This is a genomic window from Burkholderia arboris (assembly GCF_038723655.1).
GTDB classification, from domain to species: Bacteria; Pseudomonadota; Gammaproteobacteria; order Burkholderiales; family Burkholderiaceae; genus Burkholderia; species Burkholderia arboris.
Map to the genome: position 1 here is coordinate 1002907 of NZ_CP109822.1, position 20252 is coordinate 1023158.

Annotated in this window: 18 protein-coding genes and 1 pseudogene; 9 read left to right on the plus strand and 10 right to left on the minus strand. The window is 68.3% G+C overall.

The window, feature by feature from the left end; translation table 11 throughout:
- Positions 1–87 precede the first annotated feature (87 nt).
- Entirely contained in the window at positions 88–1398 is a 1311-nt protein-coding gene (locus OHZ10_RS21830) for an MFS transporter (RefSeq protein WP_342705765.1), read from the plus strand.
- Between the two features lie 12 nt (positions 1399–1410).
- Here the strand turns inward: OHZ10_RS21830 and OHZ10_RS21835 are convergent, their stop codons facing one another.
- Entirely contained in the window at positions 1411–2091 is a 681-nt protein-coding gene (locus OHZ10_RS21835; protein WP_342705766.1) for a hypothetical protein, read from the minus strand.
- 517 nt (positions 2092–2608) lie between these two features.
- Here OHZ10_RS21835 and OHZ10_RS21840 point away from each other — a divergent pair.
- Together OHZ10_RS21840 and OHZ10_RS21845 are read left to right on the plus strand one after the other, a co-directional pair.
- Positions 2609–2884 carry a YlcI/YnfO family protein gene (locus OHZ10_RS21840; protein ID WP_342705767.1) on the plus strand — a complete coding sequence of 92 codons (276 nt, stop codon included), beginning with the start codon at positions 2609–2611 and terminating at the stop codon, positions 2882–2884.
- Positions 2881–3180 (plus strand): type II toxin-antitoxin system RelE/ParE family toxin, encoded by a 300-nt coding sequence (locus OHZ10_RS21845; RefSeq protein WP_342705768.1) that lies wholly within the window; start codon positions 2881–2883, stop codon positions 3178–3180. Before OHZ10_RS21840 ends, OHZ10_RS21845 begins: the two co-directional genes overlap by 4 nt.
- Positions 3181–3227: 47 nt before the next feature.
- Here OHZ10_RS21845 and OHZ10_RS21850 read toward each other — a convergent pair whose 3' ends face one another.
- Together OHZ10_RS21850 and OHZ10_RS21855 are read right to left on the minus strand one after the other, a co-directional pair.
- A complete protein-coding gene (locus tag OHZ10_RS21850; RefSeq protein ID WP_342705769.1) occupies positions 3228–5021 on the minus strand; it encodes a sensor histidine kinase in 1794 nt (597 codons plus the stop codon).
- On the minus strand, positions 5018–5665 hold the full coding sequence (locus OHZ10_RS21855) for a response regulator transcription factor (protein ID WP_342705770.1): 648 nt from the start codon (positions 5663–5665) through the stop codon (positions 5018–5020). The genes OHZ10_RS21850 and OHZ10_RS21855 overlap by 4 nt, the downstream gene beginning before the upstream one ends.
- A 334-nt stretch (positions 5666–5999) precedes the next feature.
- Here OHZ10_RS21855 and OHZ10_RS21860 point away from each other — a divergent pair, with 334 nt between their 5' ends.
- On the plus strand, positions 6000–6452 hold the full coding sequence (locus OHZ10_RS21860; protein WP_059237566.1) for a hypothetical protein: 453 nt from the start codon (positions 6000–6002) through the stop codon (positions 6450–6452).
- Between the two features lie 102 nt (positions 6453–6554).
- Positions 6555–8573, plus strand: a complete 2019-nt coding sequence (locus OHZ10_RS21865; protein ID WP_342705771.1) for a VTT domain-containing protein — start codon at positions 6555–6557, stop codon at positions 8571–8573.
- Positions 8574–8588: 15 nt separating this feature from the next.
- On the opposite strand, the pseudogene OHZ10_RS21870 reads toward OHZ10_RS21865, so the two are convergent.
- The 4 genes and pseudogenes from OHZ10_RS21870 to OHZ10_RS21885 all read right to left on the minus strand — a co-directional run.
- Positions 8589–8708, minus strand: a pseudogene (locus OHZ10_RS21870) (DNA-binding protein); the annotation flags it as partial.
- 171 nt (positions 8709–8879) lie between these two features.
- Positions 8880–9434 (minus strand): protein tyrosine phosphatase, encoded by a 555-nt coding sequence (locus OHZ10_RS21875; RefSeq protein WP_059237564.1) that lies wholly within the window; start codon positions 9432–9434, stop codon positions 8880–8882.
- A 175-nt stretch (positions 9435–9609) separates the two neighbouring features.
- The gene (locus OHZ10_RS21880; protein WP_342705772.1) at positions 9610–12066 is read right to left on the minus strand and encodes an alpha/beta hydrolase fold domain-containing protein; all 2457 of its coding nucleotides are present in this window, start codon (positions 12064–12066) and stop codon (positions 9610–9612) included.
- Entirely contained in the window at positions 12053–13768 is a 1716-nt protein-coding gene (locus tag OHZ10_RS21885; protein WP_256086723.1) for a GMC family oxidoreductase, read from the minus strand. Before OHZ10_RS21885 ends, OHZ10_RS21880 begins: the two co-directional genes overlap by 14 nt.
- A gap of 263 nt (positions 13769–14031) precedes the next feature.
- Here OHZ10_RS21885 and OHZ10_RS21890 point away from each other — a divergent pair, with 263 nt between their 5' ends.
- Positions 14032–15063 carry an AraC family transcriptional regulator gene (locus OHZ10_RS21890; RefSeq protein WP_342705773.1) on the plus strand — a complete coding sequence of 344 codons (1032 nt, stop codon included), beginning with the start codon at positions 14032–14034 and terminating at the stop codon, positions 15061–15063.
- Positions 15064–15118: 55 nt separating this feature from the next.
- Positions 15119–15628, plus strand: coding sequence for an N-acetyltransferase (locus OHZ10_RS21895; protein ID WP_342705774.1), 510 nt, complete (start codon positions 15119–15121; stop codon positions 15626–15628).
- Positions 15629–15648: 20 nt separating this feature from the next.
- Here the strand turns inward: OHZ10_RS21895 and OHZ10_RS21900 are convergent, their stop codons facing one another.
- Together OHZ10_RS21900 and OHZ10_RS21905 are read right to left on the minus strand one after the other, a co-directional pair.
- On the minus strand, positions 15649–16602 hold the full coding sequence (locus tag OHZ10_RS21900; RefSeq protein ID WP_059237560.1) for a hypothetical protein: 954 nt from the start codon (positions 16600–16602) through the stop codon (positions 15649–15651).
- A 58-nt stretch (positions 16603–16660) separates the two neighbouring features.
- Entirely contained in the window at positions 16661–16783 is a 123-nt protein-coding gene (locus tag OHZ10_RS21905; protein WP_006479692.1) for a hypothetical protein, read from the minus strand.
- Positions 16784–17257: 474 nt separating this feature from the next.
- Between OHZ10_RS21905 and OHZ10_RS21910 the strand changes: the two genes are divergently transcribed.
- Positions 17258–18508 (plus strand): YbfB/YjiJ family MFS transporter, encoded by a 1251-nt coding sequence (locus tag OHZ10_RS21910; RefSeq protein WP_059237559.1) that lies wholly within the window; start codon positions 17258–17260, stop codon positions 18506–18508.
- Between the two features lie 11 nt (positions 18509–18519).
- On the opposite strand, the gene hpaC is transcribed toward OHZ10_RS21910, so the two are convergent.
- A complete protein-coding gene (gene hpaC, locus OHZ10_RS21915) occupies positions 18520–19065 on the minus strand; it encodes a 4-hydroxyphenylacetate 3-monooxygenase, reductase component (RefSeq protein ID WP_059240803.1) in 546 nt (181 codons plus the stop codon).
- Positions 19066–19418: 353 nt separating this feature from the next.
- Here hpaC and OHZ10_RS21920 point away from each other — a divergent pair, with 353 nt between their 5' ends.
- Positions 19419–20054 (plus strand): response regulator transcription factor, encoded by a 636-nt coding sequence (locus tag OHZ10_RS21920; RefSeq protein WP_174992842.1) that lies wholly within the window; start codon positions 19419–19421, stop codon positions 20052–20054.
- Positions 20055–20252 lie beyond the last annotated feature (198 nt).

The following is a 20252-nucleotide window of genomic DNA, read 5'->3' on the forward strand; positions in this document are numbered from 1 at the left end:
GACATCCTGCGCCCGCGCACGCTGCGCGCGGCGCCGGTTCAAACGATATGCAACCGATACGCAACCGATTCACGCAAGGAGCCTGAAGTGAACGCTACCGACACCCTGGACCCCGCGTCCGCCGAAGAACAGCGCATCATGTCGAAGATGGCGCGGCGCCTGCTGCCTATCCTCGTCGTGATGTTCCTGATCGCGTTCATCGACCGGCAGAACGTCGGTTTCGCGAAACTGCAGATGGTGCACAGCCTCGGGATGACGGAGGCCGCCTTCGGGCTCGCGTCGTCGCTGTTCTTCATCGGCTACCTGCTGTTCGAGGTGCCGAGCACGCTCGCGCTGCATCGCTACGGCGCGCGCGTGTGGCTCGCGCGGATCATGCTGACGTGGGGCCTCATCACGGTGCTGATGGGCTTCACGACGTCGATGCCCGCGTTCTGCTCGCTGCGCTTCCTGCTCGGTATCGCCGAGGCCGGCTTCTATCCGGGCGTGATCTACTACCTGACGCTGTGGTTTCCGCAGAGCTACCGCGCGAAGGTGCTAGGCATCTTCACGCTCGGCAGCGCGCTCGCGAACATGCTCGGCTCGCTGGTCGGCGGCGTGCTGCTGAGCCTGAACGGCGTGTGGGGCCTCGCGGGCTGGCAATGGGTATTCATTGCGACAGGCATTCCGGCCGTGATCGTCGCGGTCGTCGTGTTCCGCGTGCTGCCGGCATCGTTCCGCGAAGCGCCGTTCCTCGACGAGCGCGAGAAGCAGATCGTCGCGGCCGCGCTGGAGCGCGAGAAGCCGGCGCAGGCCGAACACGGTCAGCCGTGGAAGGCGCTGCTCGATCCGCGCGTGATGCTGTTCGCGGCCACCTACATGCTGATGTCGACGTCGCTGTACGGCGTCACGTACTGGCTGCCGACGCTCGTGAAATCGTTCGGCGTGTCGAGCAGCATGAACGGCTTCCTGAGCATGCTGCCGTGGGCGCTCGCGGTGCTGCTGCTGCTGTGGCTGCCGGCGAAGCTGCGCCGCGCGAAGAGCATCCTGCGCACGATCGCGATCGTCGCGGCGCTTGGCGCGCTCGGCTTCCTGCTGAGCCTCGTGTTGCCGTCGACGCCGCTGCGCTTCATCGCGCTCGTGCTCGGCGGTGCATGCATCCCGCTGCTGTATCCGTGCTTCTGGTCGATGCCGCCGCGTTACTTCACCGGCGCACGGGCGGCGGCGAGCGTCGCGGCGATCAACTCGATCGGCAACCTCGGCGGCTTCTTCAGCCAGAACCTGATGCCGTTCGCGGGCAAGGTGACGGGCAGCGCGTTCGGGCCGATGATCGTGCCGATCGTGTGCCTCGCGTTGCTCGGGATCGGCGCGCTGGTCGCGTGGACGCGGTCGGAGCGGGGGATGGTCGCGGCGCGGGTGTGAGGACGGGCGGCGCTACCGCTTCATCACCTGGTTCCCGACGACCGCGAAATTGGCCGACGCGTGCGTGTTCGACAGCAGGTATTTGAGCGCGTGGATGTCCGGCGCGGTCGTCGTGAAGCGGTTGTCGCCGTCGAAGATGAAATCCCACGTGATGATGCTGCGGCTGCCGCCGGGGTTGTCCACGCGGATTGCCTGCAGCGATGCAAGCGGATACGCGCGTTCGTGCCAGTCGAACAGGTGTCGCACGTAGAGGTGATCCGGCGTCACGATCTCGTAGCGACGCAGGAACGGCGTCGCGACGACGAGCACGGCGACGGTGAAGACCAGCAAAGAGCGCGCCCCGCGCCACAGGACGGCCCGTGCCGACGGGCGGCCGCGCACCATGACGCGGTATCGCGCGCAGGTCGTCGGTACGATGATCGCAACGCCCAGCCACCAGGCGATCGCGATGAACCCGAGCGGCACGTTCATGAACGGCACCGAATAGGCGCCGACGAAGCTGGTCGGAAAATCCGTGAGCCGGGCGGTCGATACGAACCCGAGCCCGATGTAGCTGCCGGCCGGATGCGGAATGAACAGGATCTTCGTCAGCGCCTGCAGCGCGAGCAGGGTGGGCCAGCACAGCAGCGATACCGCAAGCCAGCCGACCACGACGATGAAGAAGGAAAGGACGTAGTTGCGGAGGGTTTTCATCGTGGCGATGGGGTGGAATCCGGTTGGCCGGTGCAATGGAACGGCCGATGTCGAGGGCCGCGACGAATTGTAGCGTCGCGCCGGGGTCGGTACGAATCCTGTTGCCACGGGATGATGGCAAGCGCGAAGTGTCGGGTAGCGAATGAATCGTGGTTGCCGGACCGGTGAACATGTCGAAGCTGCAAACGTTCAGGCGGAACACGAGCGCATGTTGAAAGTGGCAGGTGTGACGAAGGCGGTCGACTAAGCCATCGCGCCCCGGCGTTTTCCATCGCCTGCGGCATTCACCCGGCCTACCTCCGCGAACCCCATTCCCGCCATGCGCGACCGCCGCCGGCGCATGCGTCAGCGGAATCTCGACCTCGACCGTCGTGCCTTCGCCGAGCGTCGTCGCGATCCGCAGCGTGCCGCCCGCCGGATGGCGGTTCCGGATAAGTTGGTTAGGCCGAATGGCCGACTGCCCGCGAAAAAGCGGGTGTGCTACCATGCATTACATATGTAATACATGGGGTGTGCGATGAAAACCGCGACCATGCCGGCGCTGCGTGTCGATCCGCAATTGCGGGAGGCGGCAGAGTCGGTCCTCGAGGAAAACGAGACCTTGTCCGCGTTCATGGAGTCGGCGCTGCGCGATGGTATTGCGCGCCGCCGCCTGCAGCGCGAGTTTGTGACCCGTGGCCTCGCATCGCGCGACGAGGCGCGTCGTACCGGTGAATACGTCGATGCCGCCGACGTGCAGGCCGAACTCGAGGGCATGCTGAAGGCTGCGCGTGCACCGAAGGCGGCCGGTTGATCTATCAGGTCCGATATACGCGTGCGGCGCGTGAAGATCTGGTCCGGATGTATCGATACCTGCTCGAACGTGATGTGGATGCTGCGGCGCGCGCCGCGGACGCGATCGAACACGGTATCGCCATGCTGCGAATGTTTCCGTTCACATGCCGCAAGATCGACGATGGAAATCCGTTTTTGCGCGAGCTGATCGTGTCCTTCGGCACATCGGGCTATGTCCTGCTGTTCGAGATCGAAGCGGCCGAGCAAGTCACGATTCTCGCCGTACGCCATCAACGGGAAGATGACTACCACTGATGCGTGATCGACGCGGCAGCCGGCATTCGCCGATATTGCCGCCTCGGTCAGCGATCGATCCGCACCCCCCCATTCCCGCCATGCGCGACCGCCGCCGGCGCATGCGTCAGCGGAATCTCGACCTCGACCGTCGTGCCTTCGCCGAGCGTCGTCGCGATCCGCAGCGTGCCGCCGACCAGATACGCGCGCTCGCGCAATCCCACCAGCCCGAACGAACCTGACTTGCGCGGCACGGCAGGATCGAATCCCGCGCCGTCGTCGCGGATCGTCAGCGCGATCTCATCGCCGCCGTACAGGAGTTCGACGCTCGCACGCGACGCGGCCGCGTGCCGTGCGATGTTGGCCAGCGCTTCCTGCGCGATGCGGAACACGGCCGTCGCATACGGCTCGTCGAGTTGCAGCTCGGCCGGCTCGACGTGCAGCGAGCACGCAATCCCGTGACGGTGCCGGAAATCTTCCACGAGCCATTGCATCGCCGCGGCGAAGCCGAGGTCATCCAGCATCAGCGGGCGCAGGTCGGACGCGATGCGCCGCGTCGCGGCCACCGCGCCGCGCGCCAGCGTATGCATCGCCGCGATCTTGCGTGCGAGCTGCGCGTCGTCCTGCGGTACGCGGTCGATCAGCCATTCGAGATCGTTCTTCAGCGTCGCGAGCGTCTGCGCGAGTTCGTCGTGCAGTTCGCGCGCGATGCGGCGCTGCTCGGCTTCGCGTGCGCTGGCGCTGATCGCGGCAATCTCGCGCAATTCTTCGCGCGAGGCCTGCAGCGCCCGCTCCGCGCGTACGCGCTCCTCGACTTCGCGCCGCAGGTCGCGGTTCGACGCGCTCAGTTGCGCGGTGCGCGCGGCGACGCGCTGTTCGAGCCGTTCGTTCGCATCGTTCAGCTGCGCGCTCTTCTGCACGACGAGCAGATGCTGGTAACGTGCGCCGGCCAGCGCGCGCACCGTCTGCGCATGCAGCCGGCCGTTCTCGAACAGCATTGCGAACAGCACGACGCCGGACGCGACGAGACCGTATGCGCGCCCCGCGTAGAAGCCGAGATCGTAGCGGCCGTGATTCAGCATCGACGACAGCGCGATGTCGAACAGCCACGCGACGAGCACCGTCATCACCCACAGGTCGAGCACGGAATGGCGGCGCCGCTGCCACCACATCAGCATCAGCGCGATCAGGTTCAGCCCCCAGACGACCGTGATCGCGTTCGTCATCGTCGCGGCCATCCGGTTGCCGTTCATGATGCGCGGCAGCAGGTCGTGGCCGGCGGTCGCGAGCAGCGCGAGCGCGACCGTCGCGGCGACCGCCGACGCGATGCAGAACACCACCGGAATCGCCGCACGGCGCTGCGGGGTCGGGATCGGGCGTGCGCGCGACGTCGCGCGCAGCAGCGCATAGGCGGAAACCGCCAGCGGAAAGCCGCCATGCCAGAACAGGTACAGCCATGCGGTGGTCTGGTCGCCGGCGCCGAGCAGGCCCTTCGGCGCGAACAGGCCGGGAAAGGTCAGCATGTGCGTGCCGGCCATGAAGCCCGTGAACAGGTAGCCGCCCGCGAGCACGAGCAGCGGCTTCTGGCGCAGGATCGCGTACTGGCCGAGCAGCAGGCCGGCCGTCACCATGTCGTTGACGACGATCGCCGACTGGTACACCGGAATGAATGCCCAGCCGGGCGCGAGCGGCATGCCCGCGAACGGCGCGAGCACGGCGAAGATCGCGGCCGACACGAGCACGGTCGCGAGCGCGAACCGCCGTTCGCGCCGGCCCGGCGGCAGCGACGACATGAACAGGCGCGACGCGTCGGGATCGTCGTCGTCCGGCGGCGCGGGCGGGAAGGGGAAGGCGGTCGTCATGCGTCGTCGGAGCCGGGGTCGAGGTCGTGGCGCACCGCATAGCGGACCAGTGCGGCTTCGTGCGGCAATTCCATTTTCTCGAGGATCCGAGTCTTGTACGTGCTGACCGTCTTCGCGCTCAGCGCGAGTTCGGACGCGATCTGCGTGACGGTCTGGCCCGCGACGATGCGGCGCATCACGTCGAGCTCGCGGGTGGACAGCCGTTCGTGCGGCAAGGTCTGAGCCGGCGCACGCAACGTGCGCGCGAGGCTTTCGGCCGCGGACGGGCTCACGTACACGCCGCCCGCTGCAACCTTGCCGACGGCCTCGACGAGCTCGGCCGTCGCGCTGTCCTTCGTCAGGTAGCCGGTGGCGCCGGCCTTGAACGCACGCGCCGCGTATTGCGCCTCGGCGTGCATCGTCAGCACGAGCGTGCGCAGCGACGGCGCATGGTGCTTGACCAGGCGGATCAGCTCGATGCCGGTCGGTGCGGGCATCGACAGGTCGAGCAGCAGCACGTCGGCAGCGGCGCGTTCGGCCAGCGCGAGCGTGGCCGAGCCGTCGCTCGCCTCGCCGACGATCTCGAAACCGCCGGCCATTTCCAGGATGTAACGCAGTCCGTCCCGCATGACTGCGTGATCGTCAGCCAGAATTACCCTGATCATCTAGCGACCCTCTTCGGGATGACGCCGCGAACTGCTTGTCAGGTTGTCGCCGCGGCCGTTCTTCTGACCAATATATTCCGTCGGACCCAAAAACGGTACTCATCCGGGAAATTTTCGAGATAGCTTGGAGCCGAATGTGTACTGAAACGAAATAATCAGCCGGAAAGGGTACGATGCGAAGCGCTTGCGGATCAGGGTATTCCCGGGTGACTGCTGCGCAATGGGCGGGCCGGCACGGCGTCACGGGAACCGCTCCGCGAACCGTCCTGATTCGGGACTAAACTGGTGCCCGATGCCAATGCACTCGCCACGCCACCCGCCGAGGAGCCCCGCGATGATCGACCTTGCCGATATCCTGCCGTCCGCCCTGCCTGCTGCGATCGCATGGGCCGATGCGGAGGCGGCGCGCGGGATCGCGCAGGGCGCGCCGCTGACGCCGGCGCAGGCCGACGACGCGCGCACGGTGGGCGTTGCGCGGCCGGAGCGGGTCCGCCTCGTGATCGTTGACCGCATGCCGTTTCCCGAGACCTCCACATTGGCCGCGATTGCCCGCGACACGGGGCTGCTGTCGCCGGGGACGATCGGCCTCACGCTCGGTCATGCGGTGTACGTGCTGCGCGGGCAGGACACGCGCCGCCTGCTGACCCACGAATTCCGTCACGTGCATCAATACGAGGCCGCCGGCTCGATCGGCGCGTTTCTCGCGCGCTATCTGCAGGAGATCGCGACGGTCGGCTACCACGACGCGCCGCTCGAGGCCGACGCGCGGCAGCACGAGTTCGATTGACCGTTCACGCCGGCTCGACCGCGCGCACCTCGCCATGACCGTTCCCCATGCCATCGCCGACCCGGTGTTCGTCCGCCGGATCGTTTCGCCACGGTGCGTGCCATGAGCGACACGATCCACGCGTGGATCGGGACGATCGGCGCGCATCCGCTGCTCGTGCTGGCGATCGTGTTCGTGACGGCGTGCGCCGAGGCGATCGCGCTGATCGGCACGGTCGTGCCGGCCGGCGCCGTGATGTTCGCGGCCGGTGCGCTGATCGGCGCGGGCGCACTCGACGGGTGGACCACGATCGGCGTCGCGGCCGTCGGCGCGGTGATCGGCGACGGGATCAGCTACGAGCTCGGACGGCATTACCGCGGGATGATCCGCAATGCGTGGGCACGCTTCGGCTATGCGAACGCGTACGCGCGCGGCGAGGAGTTCGTGCTGCGTCACGGGATGAAGAGCATCGTGCTCGCGCGCTTCCTTGCGCCGGTGCGTGCGGTCGTGCCGGTGGTCGTCGGCTGTGCGACGCTGCCGCGCCGGTCGTTCTATCCGGTCAACGTCGTGTCGGCCCTCGTATGGGCGCCCGTGCACGTCGCACCCGGCATCTTGTTCGGCGCGTCGGCCGCGCTGGCCGCGGCGATCAGCGTGCGGGTCGCCGCGATCCTGCTGGTCGTCGCCGCGCTGGTCGCGCTCGTGTGGATCGGCGTACGCGTCGCGCTGCGGCGCGGCTGGCCGTTGTTGCGCCGCGTGCTCGTCGAAGCCGTGCACGCATGCGCACACCGCTGGCCGCGCTTCGGTGCGCGGCTGCACGATGCGATCGCGTACTTGCGTGGCCTGCCGGGCGCCGTGCCCGTGCTCGCGCTGCTGTTCGTCGGCTGCGTGTGGCTGTTCGCGGGCATCGTGCAGGACGTCGTCGCGAACGATCCGCTGATGCATGCGGACATCGCGTTGTTTGCGTTCCTGCAGAACCTGCGTACGCCGCCCGTCGATGCCGCGATGAGTGCGCTTGCCGTGCTGCACGGGCACGATACGGGGCTGATCGTCGCGGCCGCGTTTCTGGTCTGGCTGATGATCCATCGCTGCTGGCTGAATGCCGCGTGGTGGCTTGCGACGGTCGGCGTCGCCGTCGTGCTGGTGCCGGCGTTCGGCGCGGGCGTACCGGGCGCGACGCCCGCGAGCCTGCCGCCCGGCGCGCTGCACGTGCCGCTGCCCGATGCCGACGCCGCGTTCGCGATCCTCGCGAGCAGCGGCCTCGGCTGGGTGCTCACGCGCGACCGGCCAGCACGGTGGCGCATTCCGGTCGTGACGGCGGTCGTGCTGTGGATCGTGCTCGGCGGGTTCGCGCGGCTGTACGTCGGCGATACCTGGTTGTCGGGCCTGCTCGGCGGCTGGAGCCTCGGGCTGGCCTGGTTCGCGTTGCTTGCCGGCGCCTATGCGTACTGGCGTGTGCGCGAGCAGGTGCAGCCGCGGGGCGCGCTCGTCGCGGTGGTGGTCGTGCTCGCGACGGCCGCGGTATGGACGGTGCCCGCGCAATGGCAGCTCGATCGCGCGTCGCGCCCGCATGTCGGCGACGTGGTCGCGATGACCGTCGACCAGTGGCTGCGCGGCGGATGGCAGCGCGTGCCGACGCGGCGCACCGAGATCGGCGGCGATCGCGAGGAGTATCTGCCGCTGCAATGGAGCGCGACGTCGGACACGCTCGACCGGCATCTCGCGCAGGCCGGCTGGCAGCGCGCGACGCCGTGGTCGCCGGCCACCGCGCTGCGCTGGCTGCTGCCGCAGGCGCCGGCCGACGCGCTGCCCGTGCTGCCGCGCTATACGCATGGCGAAAGCACGCGGCGCGTGTTCGTCCGCGCCGATCCGGCCCATCCGGAAAGCCGCTTCGTACTGCGGCTGTGGCGTTATCCGTACGTGCTGCAGGACGCGCTCGGCATGCGGCCGCTGTGGTACGGCGCGCTGTATCGAGAGACGCTGCGCCGGCCGGCCCGGCTGATGACGATCGTGCGCACGACGACGATCGACGATGCGGCGGCGATCGCGCAGGCGCTGGCGGTCGAGCCGACGATCGAGCATCCGCCGGCGGGGATGGCGGCCGCGCCCGCCGAGATGCTGCTCGTGTGGATGGTCAGGCCGTGAGCGGGACGGTGCCGCTCAAGCGCGTGCGGGCTGCGCGGGGACGACGGACAGGCGCAGGCCGACGGTCTTGAGCACAGCCAGCAGGGTTTTCAGCGTTGGGTTGCCGTTCGGGGATGGCGTGCGATACCGCGATTTCCCGGCCCACGGTCATTCTTTCTTCCGGTACGAGGCGTGGCGATTCGGCCGAATGGCCGGTGTCGATGGCGCGATGACGGGGCAAGCGCCGTCGAGGACGGATGGGCGGGAGTAGCGGCAAGCCGCCGGCGCCAGCGCATTGCGCGTCCGGCGGCCGACAGGCTTCCCGCGTTACTGCTTCGCCGGCGCGATCGTCGCGACCTTGTCGAGCGCGGCCGGAATGTACGTGTCGAGCTGCGCGGTCACCGACTCGTAGAAGTCGATCGGCTTGCCCCAAGCATCGGGCACGTCGAGGTGCTTCCCGGACGCATACTCGGCGAGCGTGAAGACCTTGCCGGCGGCCGACGGATAGAGCGCGAGCACCTTCTCCTTGTGCTTGTCGGTCATCGTCAGGATCACGTCGGAATGCTTGACGTCGTTCGCGTTCAACTGCACCGAGCGGTGCGCGGACGTGTCGATGCCGCGCCGCTTCATCAGGATCACACCGTTCTCTTCCGGCTTTTCGTCATACGGATCTTCGTCGACTGCGCGCGAGATCACCGCGATGTGCGCATGGCGCTGCGCGATCAGCTGGCCGGCAATCGCTTCGGCCATCACGCTGCGCCCGGTGTTGCCCGTGTCGACGAATGCGACCTTCTTCGGTTCGTCGGCGAACGCCGACGTCGCGCACTGGATGCCGACGCAGCAGAGCAGCGCAAGCGCGTTGAGGGTGTGCCTTCTTTTCATGATGTGTCCGCCAGAGTGGGGTGGTTGTCACCCCGGCGGCACGCCGGGGCTTGCGGGGATCATGACGGCCGCGCGCGGCGGAAAAAAATAAACGGCCGGTTTTTGCAAGACGGTGTCGCTTCGCCGCAAGCCGCCGCGGCGACCGGCCATGTGCCGACCGCCGGGCACGCCCGTTTCAGCGTCCAGCCGTCGCGGCGACGCGTTGCGATGCAAACCCCGCGAGCGTGCGCAACGCATCCCGCGCCGAGCGCAGGTAAAACGCCTGCAGATGAAACACGTGCCAGCGCGCGGCATGAATCTCCAGCCGGCACGGCACGCCGCATGCGTGCGCATGATCGGCGAGCCGCTGCGCATCGGACAGCAGCACCTCCTGGTCGCCGGCCTGGATCAGCATCGGCGGCAGGCCGCGCAGGTCGGTGTCGAGCGGGCCGCGCGCGGCGGCCGAGCCGGCGCCGTGATACCAGCGCAGCCCCTGTTCGAGCCAGCCGCGCCGGATCATCGGATCGTCGTGGCGGCGCGAGGCCAGCGTCGCGCCGCCGAGCGCCGGGTCGGTCACGGGCGAGATCAGCAGCAGCGCGGCGGCGGCCGGTTCGCCGCGCGCACGCAGCGCAATGGCGAGCGCGAGGGCCAGCGCGCCGCCGGCCGAGTCGCCGGCGATCACGATCCGGTGCGGCGCATATCCCTGCGCGCGCATCGCGTCGTACACGGCCAGCGCATCGTCGAGCGCGGCCGGGCTCGGGTGCTCGGGCGCGAGCCGGTAATCGGGCACCCACACCGGCAGGCCGGCATCGTTCGCGAGCCGCGTCGTCACGCCGCGATGCGTATGCGGCCCGCCGAGACAGAACGCACCGCCGTGCAGATACAGGATCGCGCCGCCGGTATCGCCGCGCTTCGGCGCGACGACTTCGACCGGCACGTGGCACGCGGACGTGCGGTAGCGCAGCGTGCCGCCCGCGCCGGGCATCAGCGGCGACAGCAGCGCGACGACACGGCGCTGCGTGCGCGCGCCGAACGGCGGCCCGATCAGCGGCCGGAACGCGATGCGCAGGAAGCCGCGCAGCGAAGCCGCCGCGAGCGCCTCCAGCCGGCTGGCCGGCGGCGCGACCACCGTGCCGTGCACCGGCGCGGCCGGCCCGGGCAGCGGATGCGCGAAGCGGTACGCGGACGTGCCGGTGAAGCGCGTGATCCACCGGTAGGTCAGCGTGAAGCCCGGCCAGTTCGTGCTGTTGTGCCCGGATGCATCGACGTACCAGCTCTTGCAGCCGCTCCACACCGAACCGGCGAGCCGCTGCTGCACGTGCGCGTTGAAGCGCCGGTAGCGGCGTGCGTCGACGTCGATCTCGCGCGCACCGTTGCGCCGCATCGCTCGCACGCAGCGCATCACGTGCGCGATCTGGCTTTCGAGCATGTAGACGATCGAGTTGTGACCGAGGTTGGTGTTCGGGCCGTACAGCATGAAGAAATTCGGAAAGCCGGGCACGGTGAGCCCGAGATACGCCTGCGCGCCGCGTCGCCACACGTCGTTCAGGTCGAGCCCGTCGCGGCCCGCGATGCGCATCGGCGACAGGAACTCGGTGGCCGCGAACCCCGTGCCGTAGACGATTGCGTCGACCGGATGATGGACGCCGTCGACGGTCTCGATCCCGTCCTCCGTCACGCGCCGGATCCGCTGCGTGACGAGCGCGACATTGTCGCGGCTCATCGTCGCGAGGTACTCGCTCGACAGCAGGAGGCGCTTGCAGCCGATGGGGTAGTCGGGCGTGAGCAGTGCGCGCAGTGCGGGGTCCGGCACGTCGCGCGCGAGCAGCTTGCGGAACGGCCGGGCGACCGCCACTTTCATCAGTCCGTGCAGGCGCGTGAACGCGATCGCACGCGATTCGTAGCGCATGTAGATCGAAGCGCGATGCAGTTTCATCGCCCACGGCATCCGCCGAAACAGCGCCTTCTCCCACGGACGATACGCGCGGTCGGGGCGCGGTATCACGTAGGCCGGCGATCGCTGGAACACGGTCAGGTGCTGCACGCTGCCGGCGATCGCCGGGACGAACTGGATCGCCGATGCGCCGGTACCGACCACGGCCACGCGCTTGCCGGCGAGCGAATAGTCGTGATCCCAGTGCGCGGAGTGGAATGCGCGGCCGCGAAACGTGTCGATGCCGGGCAGGTCGGGCAGCGCAGGACGGCTCAACTGGCCGGTGCCGCTGACGAGCAGCGCGGCGCTCAGCGTCGTGCCGTCGCTGAGCGTGACGTGCCACGGCGCGCGGGCTTCGTCGTAGCGCGCATGGTCGACGTCGGCGCCGAAGCGCAGGTAGCGCGCGAGGCCGTACTTGCGTGCGCAATGCTGCAGGTACGCGTGGATTTCCGGTTGCGGCGCGAACATGCGCGACCAGGCCGGATTCGGCTCGAACGAAAACGAGTACAGGTGCGAGGGGACGTCGCACGCGGCGCCCGGGTAGCGGTTGTCGCGCCATACGCCGCCGACGTCGTGCGAGCGTTCGACGATCACGAAATCGTGGATGCCGGCGCGTTGCAGCGCGACGGCCATGCCGATGCCGGCGAAGCCGGCACCGATGACGATCGCTGCCAGCGGTGCGGCGGAGTCGGCGGAACGGGAAGGATCAGGCGACAGCATGGCGGGGTTCCTCAGGCTGGACGGCATCGTGCGTGGCGCACGCGGAAAGAGCGGCATCGCGATCCGTCGACGGACCGACGGCTTCATCGTGCGACCGCGCGGGCACACGGCTCACGCCGCGCATCAGGTCGACGGCCTTCTCGGCGATCATGATCGTCGGCGCGTTGGTATTGCCGCCGATCAGCGTCGGCATCACCGACGCATCGACGATGCGCAGCCCCTGCAGGCCGCGCACGCGCAGTTGAGGATCGACGACGGCCCATTCGTCGCGGCCCATCCGGCAGGTGCCGACCGGGTGATACACGGTGTCGGTGCGCCGCCGCAGCACGTCGCGGATCTCGTCGTCGGTCGTCACGTTCGCGGTGAACAGGTCGCGCGTGATCCAGCTCGCGAGCGCCGGCGCTTCCATCAGCCGGCGCGTGATGCGGAAGCCCGCGACCATGTCGTCGACGTCGCGCGGATCGTCGAAGAACGCGGGATCGATGCGCGGCGCCGCGAGCGGATCGGCGCTGCTCAGCGTGACCGAACCGCGGCTGCGCGGCCGCAGCAGGCACACGTGGCACGACAGTCCGTGGCCGGCATGCAGCTTGCGCGCATGGTCGTCGACGAGCGCGACGACGAAATGCAGCTGGATGTCCGGCGCGGCGAGATCGGCGCGCGTCTTCAGGAAACCGCCGCCTTCCGCGAAATTCGACGTCAGCATCCCGCGCCGTTCGCGGCGAAAGCGCGCGAACTCGCGCAGCATCCGCAGGCCGCCGCGTGCGGATACGCCCATCGTGTCGACGCTGCGCGTGCGATAGCCGAAGATGAAATCCGGATGATCCTGCAGGTTGCGGCCGACGCCGGGCAGGTCGGCCTGCACCGCGATGCCGAGCTGCTGGAGTGCGCGGCCGGGGCCGACGCCCGACAGCATCAGCAACTGCGGCGTCTGCAGCGCGCCGGCCGCAAGCACGACTTCACGCCGTGCGTGCAGCGTGCGGACTTCGCCGTGCTGGCGGACTTCGACGCCGCTCGCGCGCGTGCCGTCGAACAGGATGCGCAGCACCTGCGCGTGCGTTTCGACCGTCAGGTTGTCGCGACGGCCGAGATGCGGCAGCAGGTACGCGCGCGCCGCGCTCCATCGTTCGCCGTGCTTCTGCGTGACCTGGTAGATCCCGATGCCTTCCTGCTGCGCGCCGTTGAAATCGTCGGTGAGCGGCAGGCCGGCCTGTTGCGCGGCTGCCAGGTAGCGCGCATGGAACGGGTTGCCGGTGCGCAGGTCGCTGACCCACAGCGGGCCGTCGCGACCGTGCCACGCATCGTCGAAGCGCTCGTTGTGCTCGCTCAGGCGGAAGTACGGCAGCACGTCGTCGTACGCCCAGCCTTCGTTGCCGAGTGCGGCCCAGCCGTCGTAGTCGACGCGATGGCCACGGATGTAGACCATTGCGTTGATCGCCGACGATCCGCCGAGCGTCCTGCCGCGCGGCTGGTAGCCGATGCGGCCGCCGAGCCCCGGCTGCGGCACCGTGTCGAACGCCCAGTTGTTCAGGCGGGTCGGCATCATCGCCACCGCGCCGGTCGGCACGTTGACGACCGCGCTGTCGCCGCGGCCGCCGGCCTCGAGCACGCACACGGTCACGGCCGGATCCTCGGTCAGGCGCCCCGCGACGACGCAGCCGCCCGATCCGCCGCCGACGACGATGTAGTCGAAGGTCTTGCTCATGGAATCGTCTCCTTGCTTCGGTAGTCGATGGATCAGGCGAGGCGCGCCGGCATGCGGGCGCAGGCGGCGCGGCGGTGTGCGAAGCGGGCGGCGGGATCGGTCGGGCGACGCGGTCGCATGGTGTCTCCTCCTGGGGCGTTGGGGTCGTTCGGGCGACGACTGGATGACGCCGATGGTGCGGGCCGCATGGGAAAACACCAATGCTGCTTGGGGACAATTGTTTTAGTATTTGGGCCAAATCGGCGCTTCGAGGGTTTCTCCGCATGAGCTTCTGGGATTTCACCCGGAGTCCGGCCAGCGCCCGGCTGCTGGTCGATTTCGGCGACGAACGCGGCGTGTCGCACACGACGCTGCTGGCCGGTACGGGCCTCGCGGATGCGCAACTCGACGATCCGAAAGTCGAGGTGACGGCCGCGCAGGAACTGCGGCTGACCGGCAACCTGCTGCGCGCGCTCGGCCGTGCGCAGGGCCTCGGGTTCGAGGTCGGCCTGCGCTATCACTTCTCCGCGTACGGCGTGTGGGGCTACGGGCTGATCGCGAGCGCGACCGGGCGCGACGCGCTTGCGCTGGCGATGCGCTTCCTGCCGCTCACGTACGCGTACACCGTCATCACGTACCGCGAGGCGCCCGATACCGGCGTGCTCAACTTCGGCGCGCCGGAACTCGACGGCGACCTGAGCCGGTTCCTCGTCGAGCGCGACATGACGGCCGCGGCCGTGCTGCTGCAGGAAATCGCCAGCGGCGATTTCACGTTGTCGCACTTCACGCTGCAGGCCGCGCGCTCGACGTCGCTTGTCGTGCCGCGCATCGCCGGCATCGAGCCGGCGTTCTCGGCGCGCGCGAACAGCCTCGCGTTCGACCGCGGGTTTCTCGACCGGCCGCTGCCGCATGCGAATCCGCTGACGGTGTCGATGTGCGAACAGATCTGCGGGCAACTCGTCGAAGCGCGGCGCGCGCGCGTGGGCACGTCGGAGATGGTGCGCCAGTACCTGGGCTCGACGCCCGGCAGCGCGCCGTTCTCGCTCGACGACATGGCGCGGCTGATGAACACGAGCCCGCGCACGCTCAAGCGCCGGCTGCAGGAGGAAGGGACGACGTTTCGTACGCTGCTTGCGCAGGCGCGTGGCGCGATGGCCGAGACGCTGCTCGGCGACGCGCGGCTGTCGCTCGCGGAAGTGGCCGAGCGGCTCGGTTTCAGCGACCTGTCGAGTTTTTCGCAGGCGTTCAAGCGCTGGTATGGCGTGCCGCCGGGCGCGTATCGCTGCGCGGCGCTGCGAGCGGGCAATCGTCAATGAATCGCGGTACGATCGGCTGCTTGCCTGTCGACATCGCCAACACGAGAGAACCTGCATGATCACGATTCGCCCGATGACCGAGGACGATTTCCCGCGCTTCTGGCCGATCTATCGCGCCATCGTCGCTGCTCAGGAAACCTATGCATTCGATTCCGCGCCGACAGAGGAAGCGGCGCGCGCATTGTGGCTCGGCGCGCCGCTTTGCACGTGGATTGCCGAGGAGGATGGCGTCGTGCTCGGTTCGTACTACCTGAAGGCGAACGCGGCGGGGCCTGGCAAGCACGTAAGCAACTGCGGCTACATGGTGAGCGAGGCCGCGCGCGGACGCGGCGTCGCGCGCCTGATGTGCGAACACTCGCAGCAGGTCGCGCGCGAGCGCGGCTTCCTCGCGATGCAGTTCAACTCGGTGGTCGCGACGAACGAGGTCGCGGTCGCGCTGTGGCAGAAGCTGGGATTCGAGATCGTCGGCCGGCTGCCGCGCGCATACCGTCACGCGCGGCTCGGGTTCGTCGACTGCCTCGTGATGTTCAAGTGGCTCGGCGACCCGCCTGCCGCCGAAGCCTGAGCACGCAACCCGCTACCTCGTCAGACGGTGAACGCGCCGTCGAACACGATCCGCTCGTCGAGCGCGAGCGTGCCGCGCGCGAAGATCAGGTCGAGGTGGTGGCTGCCGTTTTCGCCGCCGCCGAGCCCGAGATGCAGGCCGGGGTGGCGTTCCTCGAACCCGGCGTTGCGGCCGTACAGCCCGCGGATGCCGAGGTTCGTGCCGATGCCGAATTCCTCGATGCGCCGGTGATTCGCGTGCCGGTCGAGATAAGTCGTGAAATCGCGCCGGAAGCCCGCGTCGTCGGTGTCGAAATCGACGATCGTGCTGTGTTCGACCTGCAGCGTCGCGAGCCGCTCGGCCACCTTGTACTTGATCGCGAACGGCACGGTGCCGAGAAACGTGCCGCTGAACACGACCGAGCCGTTCAGGTCGGTCACGTGCGTCGCGATCTCGCCGGGCACGACGTCGAGATTGCCCATGCCGTCCACGCTCGTCCATTTCTGGTCCGGCGCGAGCGAGCCCGTCAGCGTGTTGCCGGCTTCGTCGATGAAGCGGATCTGCGATGCGTGCCTGGCCGCGTCGATCAGCCGGCCGTTACGTGCGGCAATGTCGTCGAGCGATTCGGCGAACGCCTCGTCGAGATGCGGGCCGTAATCCTTGAACAGGACCGACTTGCTCCAGTGCTCGACGATCGCGGGGCGGATCGCGGCGAGGAACGGCGGCCCGCTCGGCGACGGGGCCGGCAGGCACGACGAGTCGTACAGCAGCACGAACAGGTCGGCTTCATTGAGCGCGGCGGCGATGTCGGCCGGCGCGGTGCTTTCGAGGCAGAGGGTCGTGGCGTCGAGCGATTCGGGCAGGGCGGAAAAGGCGCGCAACGCGATATCGCGGTTGCGGGTGTCATGGCCGACCAGCAGTTTTCCCGACTCGCCGCGTGCCAGCTTGTCGCGCAGTGCGGGGTGAAACCCGAGCGCGCGGTGCAGGTTCAGCATGCGTATCTCCGGAAGCGGCGGAAGGGCCGAAGCCCTTCCGCGAGAACGGGTGGCCCGCTCAGACCGGCCAGAGCGCGGTGCCGAACGGCACCACGGCATCCTCGACCATCATGTCGACGGCCTCGGGGTGCGTGTCTTCCTGCATCCAGTCAAGCAATTCGATCTGCTGGGTTTCCTGCATGTCAATTCTCCTGTGGTGAACATGAGTGATTCAACATGAAATCGCCGGAAAAATATTCCCGCTCCTCGTTCAGCATTTTGTGAATGCCGGACAAGTGGCGTCGATATTAGTCTGACGAATTTACGAATGCAATGCGTTGCAAGGTTTTTAGCCGGGACGTGCTAAACACGGGCGTTTCTTCGTGGTCGATGCAGAAAATCCGCCGATAAATCGAATAACGGAGCCGACCTGATTTTTCAATTATCGGGATCGATACCGTTTAAAACCATTCGGTGAATTTTTCCAATATGACATGCAATGACGCCGATTATTTCGAATCGCGTGATTCGAAAAAGAGGACCGCGCGCGCCCATCGCACGCCGGCCCGCGTGCGGCGGCGCCCCCGGTTTTCTGGCACCATCTGACGATCTTGCGCGACGGCTGAAGCCGCGCGCGCCGTCATCAGGACGGCATGACAACGATGGAGACAACCCGATGCGCGCAGCGCCGCAACCGGAACACGCCGGCCCCTCGCGGCCGGACGCCGGCGCAACCGACCCCGACCGCGTGGCCGCGTGGCGGCTCGCGATCTGCCTGTCGCTCGGCAGCGCGATCGCGCTCGGCCTCGCGCGCTTTTCGTATGCGTTGCTGCTGCCGCCGATGAAGGCCGATCTCGGCTGGACATTCGCGCAGGCCGGCGCGCTGAACACCGCGAACGCGGCCGGATACCTGATCGGCGCGCTCGCGTTTCCGTCGCTGTCGCGGCGCTGGCGCACGGGCACGCTGCTGGCGGCCGGCTGCGCGCTGACCGCGGTGCTGATGGCCGCGTGCGGGCTCGCGTCGGGCATGCACGTGCTGCTCGTGCAGCGGCTGGCAACGGGTGTCGGCAGCGCGCTGATCTTCATCAGCGGCGGCGTGCTGGCCGCGCGGCTTGCGTCGGCATCGCCGCGCGATGCGGGGCTGCTGCTCGGCCTCTACTACGGCGGCACGGGGTGGGGCATCGTCGCGTCGTCGCTGCTCGTGCCGGCCACGCTCACGCACGGCGTGCACGGCTGGCAGCCGGCATGGTTCGCGCTTGCGGTCGCATGCGTGCTGTTTTCGGTGGTGGCCGTGTCGGCCGCGCGCCGCATCGAGCAAGGGCATGCGGCACCGGCCAGGCCGCGCGACGGCACGCCGCCGGCCGCGACCGCGAGCCCGGCCCGTTTCGCGCTCGCGCTGGCCGGCTACGGCCTGTTCGGTGTCGGCTACATCGGCTACATGACGTTCATCGTCGCGCTGCTGCGCGGCGCGGGCATGAGCGGCACGGTGGTCGCGGCGTTCTACGTGATGCTCGGTGTCGCGACCGTCGTGTCGGCGCGGTTGTGGTCGGGGCTGCTCGACCGGATGCGCGGCGGCCAGGCGCTTGCCGTGCTCAATGCGCTGCTCGGCATCGCGACGTTGATGCCCGCGATGTTCGTGCATCCGGCCGCCGCGTTTGCATCGGGCGTGCTGTTCGGAGCGACGTTCCTGTCGGCGGTGGCCTCGACGACGGCCTTCGTGCGGCACAACCTGCCGCCCGACGGCTGGGCGAAAGGGATCAGCGCGTTCACCACGGTGTTTGCATTCGGCCAGATCGCCGGGCCGGTCGCGATCGGCTGGGTGTCGGACAGCGCGGGGCTCGCGCGCGGGCTCGTGTATTCGGCGCTGACGCTGTTTGCGGGCGCGGCGCTTGCGGCCGGGCAGCGCGCCTTGCGCCCGCCCGCTTGATCACGCGAACGTCACCGCACGCATGCCGTGCGCGATACGCGATGAAACGCGCGGCTGAAGTAGATGAGGCTGTCGCCGTCGTCGCGCACGCGGATCGACGTCGCCTCGATGAACATCACCGAATGCGAGCCGACTTCCTTCATCTCGGCGATCGTGCCCTGCAGGCTCGCGAGCGCGTCGCGCAGCACGGGCACGTCCTGCTCACCCTGATCCCATACGGGCAGATCGAAGCGCCGCTCCATCGGCAGGTCGGTGAGCCCTGCGAAGTGCCGTGCGAGCAGTTCGTGCTCGGCCGGCAGCACGTTGATGCAGACATGGCGGTTGCGTTCGAAGGTCGCGTGCATCGCGCTCGACCGGTTCATGCACACGAGCAGCGTCGGCGGCGTATCGGTGACCGAGCACACGGCGCTCGCGGTGATTCCGCAGCGGCCGTGCGGCCCGGCGGTGGTAATCACGTTGACGGCCGCGCCGAGGTGGGCCATCGCCTGGCGGAAGGCCTTCTGCGCGTCGGTCGGTTCGACGCGCGCCGGTCGATGGATATCGGTGGTGGAAGACATGGGCGCTCCTGATTGGACGAAAGCGGCGATCGCGCAGCGCTGCCGGAGCAGCGCCGGATCGCCGACGATGACCCAAGCGTACGTCGCGAAAATGCGGCCGACCATTCGCACGATTGACGATGAAGATGGCATTCTCGCCAACGTGTCTAAAGGTTCTACCTAGATGCGCGCCGCATCGCCCGAAAAAAACCGCGATTACGCGTTCGTGCGGCACGTGAAGGGGTTTCCAGCGGGTTTTCGGCTCGTTATGATGTGCCGCACACCCCCAGCGAACGACGCACGCGGCACGCCGGACACCGGCCTCTCGCGCAGCGCGTGCGATACCCATACCGATATTCAGCGAGACACCCGCGATGACGACGTCACCCGCACCGATCGTATACATCGTCGACGATGACAGCGGCATGCGCACGTCGCTCGCGTGGTTGCTCGAATCGGTCGGCATCGCGTCCGAAGGGTTCGCGAACGCCGCCGATTTTCTCGCACGCTTCGACGTGAACCTGCCCGCGTGCCTCGTGCTCGACGTGCGGATGCCGGAGAAAAGCGGCTTCGACGTGCAGGCCGAACTGAATGCACGCGGTGCGACGCTGCCGGTGATCTTCGTCAGCGGGCACGGCGACATTCCGATGTCGGTGCGCGCGCTGCAGAACGGTGCGATCGATTTCGTCGAGAAGCCGTACAACTCGCAGCAGATGCTCGAACGGGTGCAGCGCGCGCTGCGGCTCGCACAGCAGCGGCATGCGGTGAGCCAGCGCCACCGCGAGCTGCGCCAGCGGCTCGATGCGCTGACGGCGCGCGAGAAGGAAGTGCTGCGCGGCGTCGTGGACGGCAAGGGCAGCAAGCAGATCGCGTCGGACCTGTCGATCAGCGTGAAGACCGTCGACGTGCATCGCGCGAGCATCAAGGAGAAGCTCGGCGCGACGTCGATCGCCGCGCTCGTGCGCGACGTGATGGTCGTGTGGGGCGACGGCGGGGAGTCGTCGCGATAGCGGTCGGCATGCACGCGACCGCTAGCTAGCAGTACGACCAGACAACGGTCTCGGTCCGTTTCGCGCGATTCTGCAATCGCTTTTGACCTGGTCGCATTTCGACCCCTACTACTTCGATAACCTCCATAAGTTGGATCGATCTGCGGCGATGCGAAATCTCGAACACCTGCGGTAGCTGCAGGAGATTCGTGACGCCAA